Genomic DNA, 18427 nt, shown 5'->3' with positions numbered 1-18427 from the left:
TGAGAGAAAAAGGTTCTCTTTTTCTCTCTTTTTACGCAGATGAAGAGAAAAGGTGGTGAAATCTTTGGCCTCATTACGCGATATTAAGTCAAGGATCACGTCAACGAAAAAAACAAGTCAGATTACAAAAGCCATGCAGATGGTATCTGCGGCTAAGCTGAATCGTGCTGAAAACAATGCAAAATCATTTGTGCCATATATGGATAAAATCCAAGAGGTTGTGTCAAACGTCGGAAGAGTTTCCGGCAACGTGAAGCACCCGATGCTTCTCAGCAGAGAAGTGAAAAAAACGGCATACCTTGTCATTACGTCTGACCGCGGTCTTGCCGGCGCTTTTAACAGTTCGGTTTTACGGAGTGCTTATCAGGCCATGCAAGAACGCCATCAGTCTAAGGATGAGTACGCGGTGATTGCCATCGGAAGAGTGGGCCGTGATTTCTTTAAGAAACGGGAGATTCCGATCATTTCCGAGTTAACAGGACTTGGGGATGAAGTAACGTTTACAGAAATTAAAGATCTTGCCCGTCAAACGATCCAAATGTTTATAGACGGTGCGTTTGATGAATTGCACCTTGTTTATAACCATTTTGTCAGCGCCATTACTCAAGAAGTAACGGAGAAAAAACTTCTGCCGTTATCTGATTTGGGCAGCGGCGGCGGAAAAAGAACGGCGTCTTATGAATTTGAACCATCTGAAGAGGAGGTTCTGGAGGTTTTGCTTCCTCAATATGCAGAAAGCTTAATCTTCGGTGCGCTTCTTGACAGTAAAGCAAGTGAGCACGCTGCAAGAATGACGGCGATGAAAAATGCGACAGACAACGCGAAGGAACTTATCGATTCACTTTCGCTTTCTTACAACCGCGCTCGCCAAGCAGCCATCACACAAGAAATTACGGAAATTGTCGGCGGAGCAGCCGCTTTAGAATAGAAAGATTTTGTCAGGAGGGATAGCGATGAAGAAAGGACGCGTTAGCCAGGTATTAGGACCGGTCGTCGACGTGCGTTTTGAAGACGGTCACTTGCCTGAAATTTATAATGCGATTAAAATTTCACAGCCAGCTGCAAGTGAAAACGAAGTAGGTATTGATTTAACGCTTGAGGTCGCTCTTCATTTAGGTGATGATACAGTCCGTACAATCGCAATGGCATCTACAGATGGTGTTCAGCGCGGTATGGAAGCTGTAGATACAGGAGCGCCAATCTCAGTACCGGTTGGTGATGTAACACTTGGACGTGTATTTAACGTTCTCGGAGAAAATATTGATTTGAATGAGCCGGTTCCTGCGGATGCGAAAAAGGATCCGATTCACAGACAGGCGCCTTCATTCGATCAGCTTTCAACAGAAGTTGAAATTCTTGAAACAGGTATTAAGGTTGTTGATTTGCTTGCTCCTTACATTAAGGGCGGTAAAATCGGATTGTTCGGTGGTGCCGGTGTAGGTAAAACCGTATTAATCCAGGAATTAATCAACAACATCGCGCAAGAGCACGGCGGTATCTCTGTATTCGCCGGCGTAGGAGAGCGTACTCGTGAAGGGAACGACCTTTTCTACGAAATGAGTGACTCTGGCGTTATCAACAAAACAGCCATGGTATTCGGACAAATGAACGAGCCGCCGGGCGCACGTATGCGTGTTGCTTTGACAGGCCTTACAATGGCTGAGCACTTCCGTGATGTACAAGGACAGGACGTACTGTTCTTTATCGATAACATTTTCCGTTTCACACAAGCGGGTTCAGAGGTTTCAGCCCTTCTTGGCCGTATGCCTTCAGCGGTTGGTTATCAGCCGACGCTTGCAACTGAGATGGGTCAGCTCCAAGAGCGTATCACGTCTACGAATGTTGGATCAGTTACATCTATCCAGGCGATCTACGTGCCTGCCGATGACTACACTGACCCGGCGCCGGCAACAACGTTCGCTCACTTGGATGCGACAACAAACCTTGAGCGTAAATTAACTGAAATGGGTATTTACCCTGCGGTTGATCCGTTGGCATCTACATCACGCGCCCTTGCTCCTGAAATTGTTGGAGAAGAGCACTATGCGGTTGCGCGTGAAGTACAGTCAACGCTTCAGCGTTACAAAGAGCTTCAAGATATCATTGCGATTCTCGGTATGGATGAATTAGGCGAGGAAGACAAACTTGTCGTTCACCGCGCTCGTCGTATCCAGTTCTTCCTTTCTCAGAACTTCCACGTGGCTGAACAGTTCACTGGACAAAAAGGTTCTTACGTGCCTGTAAAAGAGACGGTACAAGGCTTCAAAGAAATCTTAGCCGGTAAATACGACCATCTTCCAGAAGATGCGTTCCGTCTTGTAGGCCGTATTGAAGAAGTTGTTGAGAAAGCAAAAGAAATGGGTGTAGAAGTTTAATCTGGTCCTAGGAGGGTAAAAGCATGAAGACCGTTAAAGTCAATATCGTTACTCCCGACGGCCCAGTATACGATGCGGATATCGAAATGGTGAGTGTGAGAGCCGAAAGCGGCGATCTCGGTATTTTGCCAGGCCATATTCCAACCGTGGCTCCTCTTAAAATCGGCGCTGTCCGTCTGAAAAAAGACGGGCAGACTGAAATGGTTGCCGTCAGCGGCGGATTTGTCGAAGTCCGTCCTGATCAGGTCACCATCCTTGCCCAGGCTGCCGAGACAGCAGAAGGCATCGATAAAGAGCGCGCTGAAGCTGCACGCCAGCGGGCGCAGGAGCGTTTGAATTCTCAATCAGATGATACTGACATTCGTCGGGCTGAGCTTGCGTTACAGCGGGCTTTGAACAGATTGGATGTAGCAGGGAAATAAGAAAAAATCCTTCTCTTTATGAGAAGGATTTTTTTATGAACGCACAAGAGAATCAAACAGCGATAACAGCGGGCGATCCTCTTTTGGACGCAGGTATAAACCATCACAGGCATTCATTGTATGCCACGATTTGCGATGTCTTCTAAAGCCAAGTGTATAAGCGCCGTCTTTATAGGGATAAGGTTTTACAACCCATTCAGCATCTTCATGGCGGGCAATCACGCAATCTATAAGATAAACACTGATCATTTTCTCGAATTCTTCAATAGGAAGATTCCAATCAGCAAGCAAAAGCTCTTGTATACTTTGAAAATAAAGGTTTTCAAGCTCTTCAAGGCTCTCTCTCGTATAGGTAAGAGAAATGTTAAAAAACTGACACAATTCATTCAGTTCTTCAATCTGTGACTGTCTATAATCATAATAGAATGCAATTGCTTCCCATTCCTGATCAAAAATTGGCAGGTCCTCACCATATTGCTTTTCAGGCTGAAAAAAAGAATGATTCACATTTGCCAGCTCCTTTCCAATAAAGTATACCATGTAAAAGAATCGCACTTTAAGCGGGGATTAGCCCTAGATTTGGGTGATTATTCCGTTCTGTATAAAATGTATCATCTTTATCTGTGCTTCTTATATAATAAGAAAGGGTATGAACGCAGAGAAAGGAGTGTAATAGATGAGTGTATTGGGACAGCAGGCTGCAATCGGCATTGTCGTTCACCTGATTTTTATAGCAGTGACTTGGTGGGCGTTGCAAGCCGTCAATATAGATCCGTTAATCAAAAAAGGCAAAGTCGTGCAGGCAAGACTCCTGATGATTTTGCTGACAATTGCCATTGGAACGGCCGTTGCCAATTTCTTTTTAGATTATCTCAATTATTCACAGCAGCTTCCCTATCTATTTTAATAGGTTTTGAACATTATTATCATTAAATGGTTGGGAGAAGCGGGTAGAAGCGAATAGCTCGAGTTTTGACGAAGATTTTTACGTATGGCGCCTCTTGCCTCCGGTAAAACTGGGGATAAGGGGGAGAGATGAACATGAAGAAAAAACAAGTAAGCCACGCTATTATCATTTCCGTCATGTTAAGCTTCGTCATTGCTGTTTTCCATACCATTCATGCGAGTGAATTAACGCCGTTAGCACAAATGGCAGAGGGGATGGAACGCCAAGATGTGTCAATAGATAAGTGGACATTGCATGCAAAACAAAACATGTCACTGACCGAAAAAGAATTTTATCAAAAAGTGCAACGTTTAAAATCAGAGTATCGTCAATATGATTGGGTGATTGCACGGGAAGATAAAATGATAAAGGCAATTGGCACATATACTGACAAAAAAAATCGTACTTCTTTTAGACTGCAGCTTGTCACAACCCTCAAAAAACACAATCCAACTTCGTATTTATTATATGAGCAAATGAGTCTAGAGACACCGGATAGCTGGAATGATACATATGAACAGTTTGAACGGGAGACACTTGGGATATTCCAAGAAAAAGTAGTTATTTTTACTTGTCTAAATGGTCACTTAGATGATAATATGAATATTGTTTTGCAAAAAAAAGCAAATCAGTTATTAAATGAATTTCAAGCAAGATCAGTAGAACATGTAGTTGAGCCAAATTTCGTTTCTATTTCTGCGTTTACAGATGAGTGGGAAGAGTACATTATGACCTCGAAACATAAAATGAATTTGCAAATTGCACTTAGAAGTGCAGGAATGGGCGGAAAACATACCGTTACGGTTGGCACACCAATCGTTACGACTGAATATTAATATAGAGAATTTAGGGACGCGGAGGGGAATACCTTGGAAAAAATCATCGTCCGCGGCGGTCAGAAGTTAAACGGCACAGTCAAAGTTGAAGGCGCTAAAAATGCCGTTTTACCTGTTATCGCTGCATCTTTATTAGCAAGTGAAGAAAAAAGCGTAATTTGTGATGTACCTACGCTCTCCGATGTATATACAATTAACGAAGTGTTGCGTCATTTAGGAGCAGATGTGCATTTTGAAAATAATGAAGTGACTGTAAATGCTTCATACGCTTTGCAAACTGAAGCACCTTTTGAATATGTTCGTAAAATGCGTGCGTCTGTGCTTGTCATGGGGCCGCTTCTTGCGCGTACAGGTCATGCAAGAGTTGCACTTCCGGGCGGATGCGCAATTGGTTCCAGACCGATTGATCAGCATTTAAAAGGTTTTGAAGCAATGGGCGCAGAAATCAAAGTCGGTAATGGCTTCATTGAAGCTGAAGTAAAAGGCCGACTGCAAGGCGCAAAAATTTATCTGGACTTCCCAAGTGTAGGAGCTACAGAGAACCTGATTATGGCAGCCGCTCTAGCTGAAGGAACAACAACGCTGGAAAACGTGGCAAAAGAACCCGAAATCGTTGATTTAGCAAACTATATCAACGGCATGGGCGGAAAAATCCGCGGAGCTGGCACCGGCACCATCAAAATTGAAGGAGTCGAAAAGCTTCACGGCGTAAAACACCATATTATTCCTGACCGCATTGAAGCGGGCACATTTATGGTTGCTGCTGCGATCACTGAAGGAAACGTATTAGTAAAAGGAGCCGTTCCTGAACACCTCACCTCTTTAATTGCAAAAATGGAAGAGATGGGTGTAACAATTAAGGATGAAGGTGAAGGTCTGCGTGTCATCGGCCCGAAAGAACTTAAACCGATTGACATCAAGACAATGCCTCACCCGGGCTTCCCGACTGATATGCAGTCACAAATGATGGCGCTTCTGCTTCGTGCAAGCGGCACAAGCATGATTACAGAAACAGTTTTTGAAAACCGTTTTATGCATGCGGAAGAATTCCGCCGTATGAATGGTGATATCAAGATTGAAGGACGTTCTGTCATCATTAACGGTCCTGTACAGCTTCAGGGAGCTGAAGTTGCAGCGACTGATTTGCGTGCAGGTGCAGCGCTGATTCTTGCGGGGTTAGTGGCTGAAGGTCACACACGTGTTACTGAATTGAAGCACTTAGACCGCGGTTACGTTGATTTCCATCAGAAGCTTGCCGCTCTGGGCGCAGACATCGAACGTGTAAATGATGAGTCTGCTTCTGAGCAAGAGAATAAAGAAGTCGTTTCTGACTTAAATGCATAAACTTACTTGAAAATCAGTATGTCACTCTGGCATACTGGTTTTTTATTTTTTGTGTATTATCATCATTATGCGCAAAATAGCAAAAAAGAATACGTAAATGACAAATAAAGTTTCTGTCCAAAACGAGAGTCATATTAGCTTGTCCCTGCCCATAGACTAGACTAGAGTCGAATCCCGAGCAGGAGGCAGCTGAATATGAAACAATTCGCAATCACACTATCCGTACTATGTGCATTGATTCTCTTGGTTCCCACACTCTTGGTTATACCATTCCAGCATAATAAGGAAGCGGGGGCCAGCGTAGAATCAGAAAAGACAGCAGTCAGCACGAAACCAGCATCGAAAGGAGCAGAAACATTGAAAGCATCACCTGTTTCTATTCCCGTCTATCGAACCGCAAATCAATCCGTAGAAGACATTCCGCTTGAAGAGTATGTGATTGGAGTCGTCGCCTCCGAAATGCCGGCAACCTTTAAACCTGAAGCGCTGAAAGCCCAGGCGCTTGCCGCCAGAACATTTATTGTCAGACTGATGGTGTCAAATTCAGCGGTTGAGGCTCCTAAAGGCTCACTGGTGGATGATACACAGATGTTCCAGGTGTATAAAAACAAAGCGGAGCTGAAAAAACAGTGGGGCACAAGCTATGAGACAAAACTGAAGAAAATCACAGCTGCGGTAGCCAGTACGCAAGGCAAAATCTTAACGTACAACAACCAGCCGATTGAAGCCTCCTTTTTCTCCACAAGCAACGGCTACACAGAGAATGCAGAAGCTTATTGGACAAGTGCTATCCCATATTTAAAAAGCGTCAAAAGCCCATGGGATAAAAAGTCTCCGAAATATAAGGCAACGAAAACCTTTACAGCGGCAGAATTTCAGCAAAAGCTTGGCGTCAAGCTGGATGGATCTAGCGCAGTAGGGAAGATTACCGGCGAGACACCGGGCCACCAGGTCGCAACTGCCGTCATTAACGGCAAGACGCTGAAAGGAAGAGACATACGTGAAAAGCTGGGTCTCAACTCCGCCGATTTTGAATGGAAGCGAAATGGAGACACAATTACAGTCACGACGAGAGGATTTGGCCACGGTGTGGGGATGAGCCAATACGGAGCGAATTTTATGGCCAAAGAAGGCAAAACGGTTGATGACATTGTAAAGTACTATTACCAAGGCACACAAATTTCTGAGGCAGATGCGTTTTTGAATAAATATATGGCGAAAAAGTAGAAAAAGACGCTCTTTGGGCGTCTTTTTCTGTTCTTGAATGTCTTTTATCTAAGAGCAGCTGAAACGGTTTAGAGGAGCTTCTGACCGTCTTTAAGGATCAGTCCTTTTTTCCTGATTTCAGGCTTTGAGATTGTGGTAAAGTCATCCACATTTGTCGACAGACTTCGACAGACTCATATAACGAAAGCCGAAAGGCGGACAATCTTCTCTTTTCATAGGGGCGTTAGGTGGAAATCACTAATAAAAACATAGGTTTCTATGCAAAAGTAAACAACAGCAATGGGGAAGCCCGCCCTATTTATTTCTCGGTTTTTGTTGATTACGATAGATTATGTTCAGCGTTGAACATCTGCACGCAGAAACAAATTGGTAAAGGGGTACGAACATGAAGAAAAGATTTTCACTGATCATGATGACAGGATTGCTTTTTGGATTAACTTCACCTGCTTTTGCAGCTGAAAAGACAGAAACGGAGGCTAAAGCGCCGGCGAACGTGGCGGTCTTGCTTGATGCCAGCGGAAGTATGGCGAAAAGAATAGATGGTGTATCTAAATTTAATTCAGCCAAAAAAGAAATTTCAAAGTTTGCGAGCTCATTGCCAGAAGGAACTCAGGTGAAAATGAGTGTGTTTGGCTCTGAAGGAAACAATAAAAATTCCGGAAAAGTTCAGTCATGTGAAGCCATTCGCAACGTATACGGCTTCCAAAGCTTTAACGAGCAAAGCTTCCTCAATTCTCTCAATACAATTGGGCCGACTGGCTGGACGCCAATTGCCAAAGCGCTGAACGAGGCGAAATCTTCTTTTGACCAGCTTGATGCAAAAGGGGAAAAAGTGGTGTATCTGTTAACAGACGGTGAGGAAACGTGCGGAGGAAACCCGATTAAAACAGCAAAGGAACTGCAAAAAGACAATATCACTGTTAATGTGATCGGTTTTGATTATAAAGAGGGATACAAAGGCCAGCTAAACGCAATTGCGAAAGTAGGCGGCGGTGAATACTTCCCGGCTTATACCCAAAAAGATGTTGAGAAAATTTTCACTCAGCAATCACTAATGTTATCTAAATAAGAAAAAAGAGGCTGGTGATGGCCAGCCTCTTTTTGTATGTAACAAAAACTTCAAAACTAATTAGCTATCTGCCTGTAGCATAGTAGCAGATTTCCGTTTTTCTGTCATAATCAAGGCGAAAAAAGAATGAATGATCACACAATCTGTTTATGCTTTCTGGGCGGAAATGGCTAAAAATGAACGGCATTTCAAGCGATTTTGGACAGATCGTGAAAGCAGCACAAAAGGCAGCATGTCCTATATCTTTTTGCATTTTCGTATTCTAGCATAAAGAAGAATCCAACATATAGTTGGAAAATATGAAAAAGAAAGGAAGTAATCATATGAAAAAATTGCTGGCTGCCGGTATCATTGGATTGTTGACTGTTTCCATCGCCTCCCCGTCTTTTGCCGCTGAGAAACAGGCCGATACAAATGTAGCTGTTTTGTTTGACGGAAGCGGAAGCATGGTTCAAAAAACAGGAGGAGAGCGCAAAATAGACATTGCCAAAAAATCAGTAAAATCTTTTGCCGAACTCCTTCCGAAGGATACAAATCTTATGCTTCGCGTTTTCGGGCATGCAGGGAACAATAAACTGTCCGGTAAAGCCCTTTCGTGCAGTACGACGGAAACCATTTACGGCCTTCATCCATATGAAGGGTCTCTGTTTGACAATTCATTGAGTGAGCTCAAGCCGACTGGATGGACACCGATTGCCAAAGCACTTGCAGACACAAGAAAAGAATTTGAAGCATTTGACGCAGACGGGAAAAACGTGGTGTATTTAATCACTGACGGTGAAGAAACGTGCGGCGGAGACCCTGCGGCAGAAATCGAAAAGCTCCGTGCATCAAATGTGGATACGATTGTAAACATCATTGGCTTCAACTTTGATGTCAAGGGTAATGAAGAGATGAAACAAGCAGCTGTCGCTGGCGGCGGAGAATATATTTCAGCGAACAGTGCGGATGAGTTCGAACAGGCTTGGGAAAAAGAAGCACAAAAATTTACTGAGTAAGGAACCTAAAGATCAGGCGCTCCCCCAGGCGCCTTTTTTTATTGGTTTAAAAACAATTTGGCCGGGAATGATACCCTAAAAAGGGGTTGAACATATGAAATTATTAGGAATGATTTTTCTTATAGCCACCGTTGCATTCATATTGCTTGGTGTTCTTCTAAAACTGGCAGCCTTCTTTTTTGTCAGCATTCTCACCTTGATCGCAGCTATTGTGCTGTTTACGGTTCTGAAAAAGAATCAGTATAATCAACCATAGAGTCCTTTCTATAGAGGGCTCTCAGCGTGTCGACAAGCCCCGCGTTCGTTGTCAATGCACATTGGTGCTCACGTGTTATAAAAGGAATGGAGGCTAAATGCTTAGGCGCCCTGCCTAAACACCGCCGTCATCACATCCTGTGAAAGCCCCTTTATACAGAGGGCTCTTTTTTATGTCTCAGAATTCGACAAAATCCGAGGAGTGTGAAAAAATATAAAGGCAGGAACATTGCGGAGGGGAAGAGACATTGAACGATAAAGTAACTGCGGTCAGGGATGTATGGCGCTATGAACAAGGGGAAATAAGGAAAGTAGAAGACCGGATGGTGACGGAATTCCCTTTGACAGTGATACTGAATGGCAGTGAATTTGTGACGCTCGTTTGTACGCCTGAGCATATCGAAGAGCTTGTCATCGGATTTCTCGCATCAGAGGGTGTTATACGATTTCAAAAAGAAATTAAAAGGTTTACAATAGATGAAAGTCTCGGTTTTGTATATGTCGACCTCGTTCACCCTGAGACATTGGATCAAAAGGATTATACGAAACGGGTGATCGGCTCATGCTGCGGAAAGGGCCGTCATTTTTATTTTCAGCAGGATGTCAAAACAGCCAAGACGGCTGTCAGCCAAATCAAGATATCGCCTGAGGTATGTCTGGCGCTTATGAAAGACATGCAGCAAGGGAGCGGGACGTTTCAGGATACGGGAGGCGTCCATAATGCGGCGCTTTGCGACACAGAGAAGCTCCTGTTGATGCGCACCGATATCGGTCGGCACAACGCACTTGATAAACTATACGGACACTGCCTTCTAAACGGGATGTCCGTACGCGACAAACTGATTGTGTTCAGCGGCAGAATCTCATCAGAGGTCCTGTTAAAAGCGGCCAAAATCGGCGTGTCGATTGTCATTTCCAAATCGGCCCCGACGGAGCTTGCGGTTCAAATGGCTGAAGAATTGAATATCACAGCGATTGGATTTGTCAGAAACGGATCATTTAATGTATATACACACCCTGAGAGAATCAGGGGATAGGAAGGGGCTGTAGCTATGATTACAGAGTCGCGTCAGATGTTGGATAAAAGAAACAGGCCGCTGAGAGACCTTCGCATTTCTGTTACAGACCGCTGCAACTTCCGATGCACGTACTGTATGCCCGCCGAATTATTCGGTCCGGATTATCCTTTTTTAAAGAAAGAGGAGCTGCTTTCATTTGAGGAGCTGGAACGGCTTGCGACATTGTTTGTCACAAGATTTGGCGTTGAAAAAATCCGCCTGACCGGCGGAGAGCCCCTCATGAGAAAGGATATGCCGGAGTTAATCAAAAAACTGGCCCGCATACCGGGTATTCGTGACATCGCGATGACGACAAACGGATCACTGCTGCCTGTTTATGCAAAGAGGCTCAAGGAGGCTGGGCTGAAAAGGGTTACGATCAGCCTTGATTCTTTAGAAGACGAGCGTTTTAAGAAGATAAACGGGCGCGGTGTTTCTGTCAGCAAGGTGTTGGAAGGCATTGAAGCGGCGAAGCAAGCAGGGCTAGGTGTTAAAATCAATATGGTCGTTCAAAAGGGCGTCAATGAAAAAGATATACTGCCTATGGCCCGTTATTTTAAAGAAAAAGGGCATATCCTGAGATTCATTGAATTTATGGACGTAGGCAACACCAACCAATGGGAAAAGAAAGACGTCATGACAAAGGCGGAAATCATAGATTTGATCAATAAACACATGCCGGTTGAGCCGATAGCGCCTAATTATATAGGAGAAGTGGCTTCCAGATTCCGCTACTTGGACGGCTCCGGAGAAATCGGCGTCATATCATCTGTATCTGATGCGTTCTGCGGATCTTGCAACAGAGCCCGTCTTTCTGCGAGAGGAGAGCTGTTTACCTGCTTATTCGCTTCAAGCGGATTTGACCTCAGAGCTCCGGTTCGCCAGGAATTAAGTGATGACGAACTATCAGAAATGATCGGGACAGTATGGAAAAATCGGATTGATCAGTATTCAGTCGATCGTACGTTATCAAAAGCATCTGGCAAAAAGAAAGTGGAAATGTCTTATATTGGCGGTTAATTTGAAGTCAAAAGCTTATCGGCACTGTCCGGTAAGCTTTTTTATTAGAATCCGAGTGCAAAAAATACGTATAAAAACCGAAATATATAAGGATAGGCATAAAGAAGGAATCATTGTAAGAAAATTTAATTCCAAAGCCATACATTATGATAAAATATAACCAATTAGAAAATAGAAAGGGTTGGAGGGGCATGGCCGCGTACGAGATCCCGTCATCTCAAGTAGGAGTGAAAATCAATAAGTGGTATAAGCACATTTTAGCATTTCAAGTGGCTGATGCCGTAAAGCTGAAGGAAGAAATTGATCTAGATATAGAACAGATGGAAGAGGATCAGCTGCTTCTCCTGTATTATCAGCTGATCAGCTACCGTCACCAAATTATGCTGGATTATGTAAAGCCTGACCTGCACGAGGAATCTCAGCTTCAATATCGTGAATTGATCAAAACGCTGGAAAGTAATCAGGACAGCATCTCCGGATTATCTGAGTATTATTTTCACTTGTTTAGAGGAATGTACGAATTTGAACAGAACAATTACATCTCGGCTATATCTTTTTATCGGAAAGCTGAGAAGATGCTTGCGTTTGTAGAAGATGAAATTGAAAGAGCGGAATTTCATTTTAAAGTGGCGGAAGTCTTTTATATTATGAAGCAGACGCACTTTTCCATGAACCATGCCGTACAGGCGCTGGAGACGTATAAGGCTCACGATTTTTACAGAGTCAGAAGAATTCAATGCCATTTCGTCATATCAGGAAACTACATTGACTACAGAAATTATGAAAAAGCGCTTGAACATTTAGATGACGCGTATCGCCTTGCTTTATTGGAAGGACAGCCCCGTTTGATCGGATCAGCCCTTTATAATATCGGGAATTGCTATGATGACAAGGGGGAGCTGGATCAGGCCGCCGAATACTTTGAAAAAGCGCTTCCTGTCTTCGAGGATTATCAGCTGGAACAGCTTCCAAAAGCGCTCTTCAGCCTGACTCGAGTTCTTTTCAAAAAACAAGATAGCGAAGCCGCGATACGGTACTATGAAAAAGGGATTGCCATTGCCCAAAAACGAAACGACTTCTTCAGTCTGGCAAAATATAAATTTCTGCAGGCATTATATGTGGAATCTGTCAATTTGGATATGATTCAAGAAGTATTTGATTATATGGAAGAAAAGGGCCTGTACGTATATATTGAAGAATTTGCTTTAGATGCTGCCTCCTACTTCAGTCATCGCGAACAATATAAAGAAGCGGTGTATTTTTATGAAAAAGCGGTCAGCATGAGAGAGATGATTCAAAGGAACGATTGTTTATATGAAGTATGAGACAAAACCATCTGCTGGCAGATGGTTTTTTTATGCAAAAAATGGGGAGCATCGGAACGTTTATTTCCGGGGAGAACAGGAAAAATCGCTACAGCACTGTTTTTTGAAAAAAAGCCGTTTTGGGATGCAGATATGCATGTGAGGGGGAATTCAATGTTTGGTTTTAATGATATGGTGAAGTTTCTGTGGTCTTTCCTCATTGTTCTGCCGCTTGTACAGATTATACATGTTTCAGGGCACAGCTTTATGGCTTTTATTTTTGGCGGAAAAGGATCGTTGGATATAGGCATGGGAAAAACGCTGCTTAAAATTGGACCCATACGGTTCAGAACGATTTATTTTATCGATTCTTTTTGCCGGTACGGGGAGTTGAAAATTGACAATCGATTCTCAAATGCACTCGTGTATGCAGGGGGCTGCTTGTTTAACCTCATCACGATTTTTGCAATCAATCTGCTGATTATACACAGTGTATTAAAGCCGAATGTGTTTTTCTATCAGTTTGTCTATTTTTCTACGTATTATGTGTTTTTTGCCCTGCTGCCGGTCCGGTATTCGGAGAAAAAGTCATCAGACGGGCTGGCAATATACAAGGTGCTCCGTTACGGAGAGCGCTACGAAATCGATAAATAACATTAGAATGTTTATTGTCTCTCAGATCGGGAAGGTAACAAGTACACACATAATTGAGAGGGGAGAATTAACATGGGTAACGATAGTGTAAAAGACAAAATGAAGGGCGGCTTCAATAAAGCCAAAGGAGAAGTGAAGGATAAAGTCGGAGATATGGCTGACAGAACGGACATGCAGGCTGAAGGCAAAAAAGATAAGGCGAAAGGCGAAATCCAAAAGGATATCGGGAAGGCCAAGGATAAATTTTCAGATAAAGATTAATCATACGGAAGAGGCAGGAAACGATTTGTTTCTTGTCTTTTTTTGTTCGCTTTTTCTGATGTGAATAAATATAACAAAAATAGAAGCTGATTTGGTCAAGGTAACTAAATTTTTTAAATATTCTTTGAATTAATAGGCCTCTTCTATATAATAATGACATAAGTTGTAAACTTTTATAACATCATTTGAAGAAATCAAACAAAGGGGTTTTGATGACGGAATGTACTGCACCGAAGAAAGTGTCGGAAGCAACGGGAGTGCGAAAAAACAGTTGATATCGACACAAGCGGGGATTCAGTGAAGGCCGGAATTCTTCACTCGTTAAGAGGAACGGTGGCGATCAGCGAAGTGACCGTCCATGATACGGAGTTAATGGCAATAGTCGGGTTCTCGGTATCGTGGAGGACGGCGCCTCAGACTGGCTTCCATGCCATGCTTCCGGTTGCGGAGCAAAACAACGGGCTGCCATCAGGAATGTAACGTCTGGTTATGATCAATCGATGGTTTAGCACATTCTTAGCATGGAGTTCACCCGGGGCAGATTGTTGCTGTATTAGGCCGACTCCGGCTAAACAGGGGGGCTATTTGTTTTAATCAAACGTTTGTTCAAAACGAAAAGGCGGCCAACAGCAGCAGCTTGCAATCGCCAGAGCGCTGATGGTAAATCTGAAAAATATTTTACTTAATGAACAATTGGAAGGAATTCAGATTTTAATTGTCGAACTAGTCAGACAAGTTATTGTGAAAATTTCCAGAAAAAAAGACATTTCTGTTATCTTAGTCGAGCGCAGTCTGGAAAACGCGTTAATCTGTGCTGACTATCTTTCCGTGATCGACAGGGGAACGGTTGTTGACCATGGCAAGGCTGATGAAGAAACGGCATGCCGCTTTGAAAGGCATCTTACCGTATGACCCCCATTCTCGAAGAAAGGGAGGTGATGTCCCGCCTGACTGTTCCGCAAATTCGTAGTAGCCGCATCTGCTTTATATGACAAAAGAAGGAGGACTACAGATGAAACTGACACCGGTTGAACAAGAGAAATTGCTCATTTTTGCAGCGGGGGAATTAGCCAAACAGCGAAAGGCGCGGGGCGTTCTGCTGAACTATCCTGAGGCTGCTGCTTATATCACCTGCTTTATTATGGAAGGCGCACGTGATGGGAAGGGAGTAGCAGAGCTGATGGAAGCCGGCCGCCATGTATTAACGGAAAAAGATGTGATGGAGGCGGTGCCTGAGATGCTTGACAGCATTCAGGTGGAGGCCACATTTCCGGATGGAGTAAAGCTTGTTACGGTACATCAGCCAATTTCTGCGGAGGTGAAGTCATGAAGCCGGGAGCATTTCAAATTGCTGAGGGAACCATTACGATTAATGAAGGCCGTGAGATACGGGAGGTAACGGTAAAAAACACCGGATCACGCTCCATTCAAGTCGGTTCGCATTTTCATTTTGCGGAGGCCAACGGGGCTTTATTATTTGACCGTGAGCTGGCGATCGGCATGCGTCTTGATGTTCCATCAGGCACGTCAGTCCGTTTTGAGCCGGGAGAGCAGAAAACGGTCTCACTAGTGGAAATCAGAGGACGCAAGACAATTAGAGGGCTGAACGGAATGGCCGACACGTTTATCGATGAACGCGGCAAAGAAAAAACGTTGGCCAACTTAAAACAAGCCGGCTGGATGGAGGGTGTAATCCGATGAAAATGTCACGGGAGGAATATGCGGAGCTGTTTGGCCCGACAACGGGCGATAAAATCAGATTGGGCGACACGGATTTATGGATCGAAGTCGAAAAGGATTTCACAGTATATGGTGAAGAAATGATCTTTGGCGGCGGAAAAACGATCCGCGACGGCATGGGCCAAAACGGCAGAATCACAGGGAAGGACGGCGCTTTGGATTTGGTTATCACCAACGTCGTGCTATTGGATTACACAGGCATTGTCAAAGCGGATGTCGGTGTGAAAGACGGCCGGATTGTCGGTGTCGGAAAAAGCGGAAATCCTGATATCATGGATGGAGTCGATCCGCACATGGTCATCGGAGCGGGGACAGAGGTGATTTCCGGTGAAGGCAAAATTTTAACAGCCGGGGGAGTGGACACGCACATTCATTTTATTTGTCCTCAGCAGATGGAAGTTGCGCTTTCTTCAGGTGTGACAACCCTTTTGGGAGGCGGAACTGGACCCGCGACAGGCAGCAAAGCGACAACTTGTACATCCGGCGCGTGGTATATGGCAAGGATGCTGGAAGCGGCCGAGGAGTTTCCAATCAATGTCGGCTTCTTAGGGAAAGGGAATGCATCCGATAAAGCGCCGCTGATCGAGCAGGTGGAAGCAGGCGCCATCGGCCTTAAGCTTCATGAAGACTGGGGCACGACGCCAAGCGCCATTAAAACGTGTATGGAAGTCGTGGACGAGGCTGATATTCAAGTTGCCATCCATACCGATACGATTAACGAAGCGGGCTTTTTGGAAAACACGCTCGACGCGATCGGGGACCGGGTCATTCATACTTATCACATAGAAGGGGCAGGCGGCGGCCATGCCCCGGATATTATGAAGCTCGCCTCTTACGCGAACATTCTGCCGTCATCTACAACGCCAACCATTCCTTATACCGTTAATACGATGGATGAGCATCTTGACATGATGATGGTCTGCCACCATTTAGATGCAAAAGTGCCTGAAGATGTGGCGTTCAGCCATTCCAGAATCAGGGCGGCGACGATTGCCGCGGAGGATATTCTCCATGATATCGGTGCGATCAGCATGACATCATCGGATTCCCAAGCGATGGGGCGGGTCGGTGAAGTGATCATCCGAACATGGCAGGTAGCCGATAAAATGAAAAAACAGCGCGGCGCTCTTGCCGGCGAAAACGGGAATGACAATGTGCGCGCAAAACGGTACATTGCCAAATACACGATTAATCCGGCAATTACGCACGGGCTCAGCCATGAGGTCGGCTCGGTGGAAAAAGGGAAGCTTGCTGATCTCGTTCTGTGGGACCCGGTATTTTTCGGCGTAAAACCGGAACTGGTCTTAAAGGGCGGCATGATTGCACGTGCGCAAATGGGAGATCCGAACGCGTCCATCCCGACTCCTGAACCGGTTTTCATGCGCCAAATGTATGCGTCTTACGGAAAAGCCAACCGCTCAACCTCGATTACATTTATGTCTCAGGCAAGCATAGAGCGTGGTGTAGCGGAAAGCTTAGGGCTGGAAAAAAGGATTTCTCCAGTCAAAAATATCAGAAAGCTGAGCAAGCTGGATATGAAGCTGAATTCGGCTTTGCCGAAGATTGAGATTGATCCAAAAACCTATCAGGTCTTTGCTGACGGGGAGGAATTGTCTTGCCAGCCTGTCGATTATGTCCCCCTTGGACAAAGATATTTCTTATTCTGATAAGACGCGGCCGGAGTGCATCCGGCCGTTCTATTGACTAAAAACGGTGCACAAAACCCGTGTATTTAGTGTATATTAGATGTTGACAAACGAATCAAATGTAACTATTATAGTTACAACGGTGGTGAAAAAACATGATTAACAGCCGTCTTGCTGTTGCCATTCATATTTTATCCCTCATCTCGATGGATGAAAAAACATCTTCAGAAATCATTGCAGACAGTGTCAACACGAATCCGGTAGTTGTGCGAAGAATGATCAGCCTGCTGAAAAAAGCTGATATTCTCACATCACGCGCCGGGGTGCCGGGTGCAAGCCTCAAAAAAGATCCTGCTGATATTTCTCTTTTAGAAGTGTACCGGGCTGTCCAAAAGCAAGAAGAACTCTTTGCGGTTCATGAAAACCCGAATCCGAAATGTCCGGTAGGGAAAAAAATTCAGAACGCTCTGGATGAAACGTTTGAAAGTGTGCAAAGAGCGATGGAAAATGAACTGGCAAGCAAGTCATTAAAAGATGTTATGAATCATCTCTTTTAATCAAAAGGGATGACTTCTCACCGCTAACATGTAACTAAAATTGTTACAAATAAGGAGGAAATGAAAAATGAAAATTGGTATTATCGGCGCAAGCGGGAAAGCGGGAAACGAGATTTTGAAAGAAGCGAAAACAAGAGGCCATGAAGTGACAGCCATCGTCAGAAACGCTTCAAAAGTGCAGGAGCAGGACGTAGCGGTTTTGGAAAAAGATGTGTTTGAACTGACTGCGGAAGACATCAAGCCTTTCGACGCGGTCGTAAACGCTTTTGGAGCAGCACCCGGCCAAGAACATCTTCATGTTGAAGCAGGAAGAGCACTCATCAGCATCTTAAAGGATGCGAAGCACACAAGATTGCTTGTTGTTGGCGGAGCGGGAAGCCTGTTTGTTGATGAAGCCAAAACAACCCGTTTAATGGATACGCCAGAATTTCCGAAAGAATATTTGCCAACTGCATCAAATCAAGGAGAGAACCTGAAAGATTTGCAGCAGACAGACTCCATTTCCTGGACGTTCCTCAGTCCTGCGGCATTTTTTGATCCAGCAGGAAAACGGACTGGCTCTTACCAAAAAGGAAAAGACAATGTCATCGTAAATGCAAAAGGCGACAGCTATATCAGCTATGCAGATTATGCGATTGCTGTACTGGACGAGCTTGAACATCCCGAACACAAAAATGAACGCTTCACAGTGGTAAGCGAAGCGGAATAATAAAAA

General features: G+C 44.4%; 22 protein-coding genes and 2 pseudogenes. 23 read left to right on the top strand and 1 reads right to left on the bottom strand.

The annotated features are described in order from the left end of the window. The first annotated feature begins 64 nt into the window (after window positions 1–64). The 3 genes from atpG to NYE53_RS18580 are packed head-to-tail and all read left to right on the top strand — an operon-like array spanning window position 65 to window position 2797. Window positions 65–928 carry an ATP synthase F1 subunit gamma gene (gene atpG, locus NYE53_RS18590; RefSeq protein ID WP_003244388.1) on the top strand — a complete coding sequence of 288 codons (864 nt, stop codon included), beginning with the start codon at window positions 65–67 and terminating at the stop codon, window positions 926–928. A 25-nt stretch (window positions 929–953) separates the two neighbouring features. Continuing rightward, window positions 954–2375, top strand: a complete 1422-nt coding sequence (atpD, locus tag NYE53_RS18585) for a F0F1 ATP synthase subunit beta (RefSeq protein WP_003227686.1) — start codon at window positions 954–956, stop codon at window positions 2373–2375. A 23-nt stretch (window positions 2376–2398) separates the two neighbouring features. After that, a complete protein-coding gene (locus tag NYE53_RS18580) occupies window positions 2399–2797 on the top strand; it encodes a F0F1 ATP synthase subunit epsilon (protein WP_014478254.1) in 399 nt (132 codons plus the stop codon). Between the two features lie 33 nt (window positions 2798–2830). On the opposite strand, the gene NYE53_RS18575 is transcribed toward NYE53_RS18580, so the two are convergent. Then, the gene (locus tag NYE53_RS18575; RefSeq protein WP_003243900.1) at window positions 2831–3304 is read right to left on the bottom strand and encodes a hypothetical protein; all 474 of its coding nucleotides are present in this window, start codon (window positions 3302–3304) and stop codon (window positions 2831–2833) included. Window positions 3305–3473: 169 nt separating this feature from the next. On the opposite strand from NYE53_RS18575, the gene NYE53_RS18570 reads away from it, so the two are divergent. The 20 genes and pseudogenes from NYE53_RS18570 to NYE53_RS18475 all read left to right on the top strand — a co-directional run bounded on the left by NYE53_RS18570 (window position 3474) and on the right by NYE53_RS18475 (window position 18421). Then, a complete protein-coding gene (locus tag NYE53_RS18570; protein ID WP_003227691.1) occupies window positions 3474–3704 on the top strand; it encodes a DUF1146 family protein in 231 nt (76 codons plus the stop codon). A gap of 134 nt (window positions 3705–3838) precedes the next feature. Continuing rightward, complete coding sequence (locus NYE53_RS18565) at window positions 3839–4579, top strand: YwmB family TATA-box binding protein (protein WP_015483817.1); 741 nt, start codon at window positions 3839–3841, stop codon at window positions 4577–4579. 33 nt (window positions 4580–4612) lie between these two features. Further along, a complete protein-coding gene (gene murA, locus NYE53_RS18560) occupies window positions 4613–5923 on the top strand; it encodes a UDP-N-acetylglucosamine 1-carboxyvinyltransferase (protein ID WP_003227695.1) in 1311 nt (436 codons plus the stop codon). Between the two features lie 195 nt (window positions 5924–6118). Then, the gene (gene spoIID / locus NYE53_RS18555) at window positions 6119–7150 is read left to right on the top strand and encodes a stage II sporulation protein D (RefSeq protein ID WP_339246144.1); all 1032 of its coding nucleotides are present in this window, start codon (window positions 6119–6121) and stop codon (window positions 7148–7150) included. A gap of 385 nt (window positions 7151–7535) precedes the next feature. Next, window positions 7536–8219 (top strand): VWA domain-containing protein, encoded by a 684-nt coding sequence (locus NYE53_RS18550; RefSeq protein WP_003227700.1) that lies wholly within the window; start codon window positions 7536–7538, stop codon window positions 8217–8219. Window positions 8220–8349: 130 nt separating this feature from the next. Beyond that, window positions 8350–8490 (top strand): hypothetical protein, encoded by a 141-nt coding sequence (locus tag NYE53_RS18545; RefSeq protein WP_014478246.1) that lies wholly within the window; start codon window positions 8350–8352, stop codon window positions 8488–8490. Between the two features lie 52 nt (window positions 8491–8542). Beyond that, the gene (locus tag NYE53_RS18540; protein WP_003243553.1) at window positions 8543–9217 is read left to right on the top strand and encodes a VWA domain-containing protein; all 675 of its coding nucleotides are present in this window, start codon (window positions 8543–8545) and stop codon (window positions 9215–9217) included. A 94-nt stretch (window positions 9218–9311) separates the two neighbouring features. Continuing rightward, the gene (locus NYE53_RS18535) at window positions 9312–9473 is read left to right on the top strand and encodes a hypothetical protein (protein WP_021480806.1); all 162 of its coding nucleotides are present in this window, start codon (window positions 9312–9314) and stop codon (window positions 9471–9473) included. 247 nt (window positions 9474–9720) lie between these two features. Then, window positions 9721–10509 carry a formate dehydrogenase accessory sulfurtransferase FdhD gene (fdhD, locus tag NYE53_RS18530; RefSeq protein ID WP_339246141.1) on the top strand — a complete coding sequence of 263 codons (789 nt, stop codon included), beginning with the start codon at window positions 9721–9723 and terminating at the stop codon, window positions 10507–10509. Between the two features lie 15 nt (window positions 10510–10524). Continuing rightward, window positions 10525–11550 carry a GTP 3',8-cyclase MoaA gene (moaA, locus tag NYE53_RS18525; protein ID WP_003243488.1) on the top strand — a complete coding sequence of 342 codons (1026 nt, stop codon included), beginning with the start codon at window positions 10525–10527 and terminating at the stop codon, window positions 11548–11550. Window positions 11551–11741: 191 nt separating this feature from the next. Next, window positions 11742–12875: a response regulator aspartate phosphatase RapB gene (rapB, locus tag NYE53_RS18520; protein WP_015251020.1), complete on the top strand. Its 1134-nt coding sequence runs from the start codon at window positions 11742–11744 to the stop codon at window positions 12873–12875. A gap of 153 nt (window positions 12876–13028) precedes the next feature. Further along, the gene (locus NYE53_RS18515) at window positions 13029–13508 is read left to right on the top strand and encodes a hypothetical protein (RefSeq protein WP_003244390.1); all 480 of its coding nucleotides are present in this window, start codon (window positions 13029–13031) and stop codon (window positions 13506–13508) included. A gap of 72 nt (window positions 13509–13580) precedes the next feature. After that, window positions 13581–13769 (top strand): stress response protein CsbD, encoded by a 189-nt coding sequence (csbD, locus tag NYE53_RS18510; RefSeq protein ID WP_003227718.1) that lies wholly within the window; start codon window positions 13581–13583, stop codon window positions 13767–13769. Window positions 13770–13981: 212 nt separating this feature from the next. Further along, a pseudogene (locus NYE53_RS18505) lies at window positions 13982–14206 on the top strand (urea ABC transporter substrate-binding protein); the annotation flags it as partial. A 220-nt stretch (window positions 14207–14426) separates the two neighbouring features. Beyond that, a pseudogene (locus tag NYE53_RS18500) lies at window positions 14427–14587 on the top strand (hypothetical protein). Between the two features lie 194 nt (window positions 14588–14781). After that, window positions 14782–15099, top strand: a complete 318-nt coding sequence (gene ureA / locus NYE53_RS18495; protein ID WP_339246138.1) for an urease subunit gamma — start codon at window positions 14782–14784, stop codon at window positions 15097–15099. Next, window positions 15096–15470 (top strand): urease subunit beta, encoded by a 375-nt coding sequence (gene ureB / locus NYE53_RS18490; RefSeq protein ID WP_003227726.1) that lies wholly within the window; start codon window positions 15096–15098, stop codon window positions 15468–15470. The genes ureA and ureB overlap by 4 nt, the downstream gene beginning before the upstream one ends. After that, window positions 15467–17176 carry an urease subunit alpha gene (gene ureC / locus NYE53_RS18485; RefSeq protein ID WP_003243090.1) on the top strand — a complete coding sequence of 570 codons (1710 nt, stop codon included), beginning with the start codon at window positions 15467–15469 and terminating at the stop codon, window positions 17174–17176. The genes ureB and ureC overlap by 4 nt, the downstream gene beginning before the upstream one ends. Window positions 17177–17310: 134 nt before the next feature. Beyond that, entirely contained in the window at window positions 17311–17712 is a 402-nt protein-coding gene (locus tag NYE53_RS18480; protein WP_003227734.1) for an Rrf2 family transcriptional regulator, read from the top strand. Window positions 17713–17779: 67 nt separating this feature from the next. After that, window positions 17780–18421 carry an NAD(P)-dependent oxidoreductase gene (locus tag NYE53_RS18475; protein ID WP_015714860.1) on the top strand — a complete coding sequence of 214 codons (642 nt, stop codon included), beginning with the start codon at window positions 17780–17782 and terminating at the stop codon, window positions 18419–18421. Window positions 18422–18427 lie beyond the last annotated feature (6 nt).

It is taken from the genome of Bacillus sp. FSL R5-0523 (assembly GCF_037975295.1).
Taxonomy (GTDB): Bacteria; Bacillota; Bacilli; order Bacillales; family Bacillaceae; genus Bacillus; species Bacillus subtilis.
This window is presented reverse-complemented; position numbering and strand designations above follow the sequence as displayed.

Coding starts and splice junctions, on each gene's coding strand:
- ureA (WP_339246138.1), top strand. CDS start 14,782: ATGAAACTGACACCGGTTGAACAAGAGAAATTGCTCATTTTTGCAGCG.
- NYE53_RS18515 (WP_003244390.1), top strand. CDS start 13,029: ATGTTTGGTTTTAATGATATGGTGAAGTTTCTGTGGTCTTTCCTCATT.
- NYE53_RS18535 (WP_021480806.1), top strand. CDS start 9,312: ATGAAATTATTAGGAATGATTTTTCTTATAGCCACCGTTGCATTCATA.
- rapB (WP_015251020.1), top strand. CDS start 11,742: ATGGCCGCGTACGAGATCCCGTCATCTCAAGTAGGAGTGAAAATCAAT.
- atpD (WP_003227686.1), top strand. CDS start 954: ATGAAGAAAGGACGCGTTAGCCAGGTATTAGGACCGGTCGTCGACGTG.
- NYE53_RS18540 (WP_003243553.1), top strand. CDS start 8,543: ATGAAAAAATTGCTGGCTGCCGGTATCATTGGATTGTTGACTGTTTCC.
- NYE53_RS18480 (WP_003227734.1), top strand. CDS start 17,311: ATGATTAACAGCCGTCTTGCTGTTGCCATTCATATTTTATCCCTCATC.
- NYE53_RS18545 (WP_014478246.1), top strand. CDS start 8,350: ATGATCACACAATCTGTTTATGCTTTCTGGGCGGAAATGGCTAAAAAT.
- ureC (WP_003243090.1), top strand. CDS start 15,467: ATGAAAATGTCACGGGAGGAATATGCGGAGCTGTTTGGCCCGACAACG.
- NYE53_RS18565 (WP_015483817.1), top strand. CDS start 3,839: ATGAAGAAAAAACAAGTAAGCCACGCTATTATCATTTCCGTCATGTTA.
- NYE53_RS18550 (WP_003227700.1), top strand. CDS start 7,536: ATGAAGAAAAGATTTTCACTGATCATGATGACAGGATTGCTTTTTGGA.
- NYE53_RS18580 (WP_014478254.1), top strand. CDS start 2,399: ATGAAGACCGTTAAAGTCAATATCGTTACTCCCGACGGCCCAGTATAC.
- moaA (WP_003243488.1), top strand. CDS start 10,525: ATGATTACAGAGTCGCGTCAGATGTTGGATAAAAGAAACAGGCCGCTG.
- ureB (WP_003227726.1), top strand. CDS start 15,096: ATGAAGCCGGGAGCATTTCAAATTGCTGAGGGAACCATTACGATTAAT.
- NYE53_RS18570 (WP_003227691.1), top strand. CDS start 3,474: ATGAGTGTATTGGGACAGCAGGCTGCAATCGGCATTGTCGTTCACCTG.
- csbD (WP_003227718.1), top strand. CDS start 13,581: ATGGGTAACGATAGTGTAAAAGACAAAATGAAGGGCGGCTTCAATAAA.
- NYE53_RS18475 (WP_015714860.1), top strand. CDS start 17,780: ATGAAAATTGGTATTATCGGCGCAAGCGGGAAAGCGGGAAACGAGATT.
- spoIID (WP_339246144.1), top strand. CDS start 6,119: ATGAAACAATTCGCAATCACACTATCCGTACTATGTGCATTGATTCTC.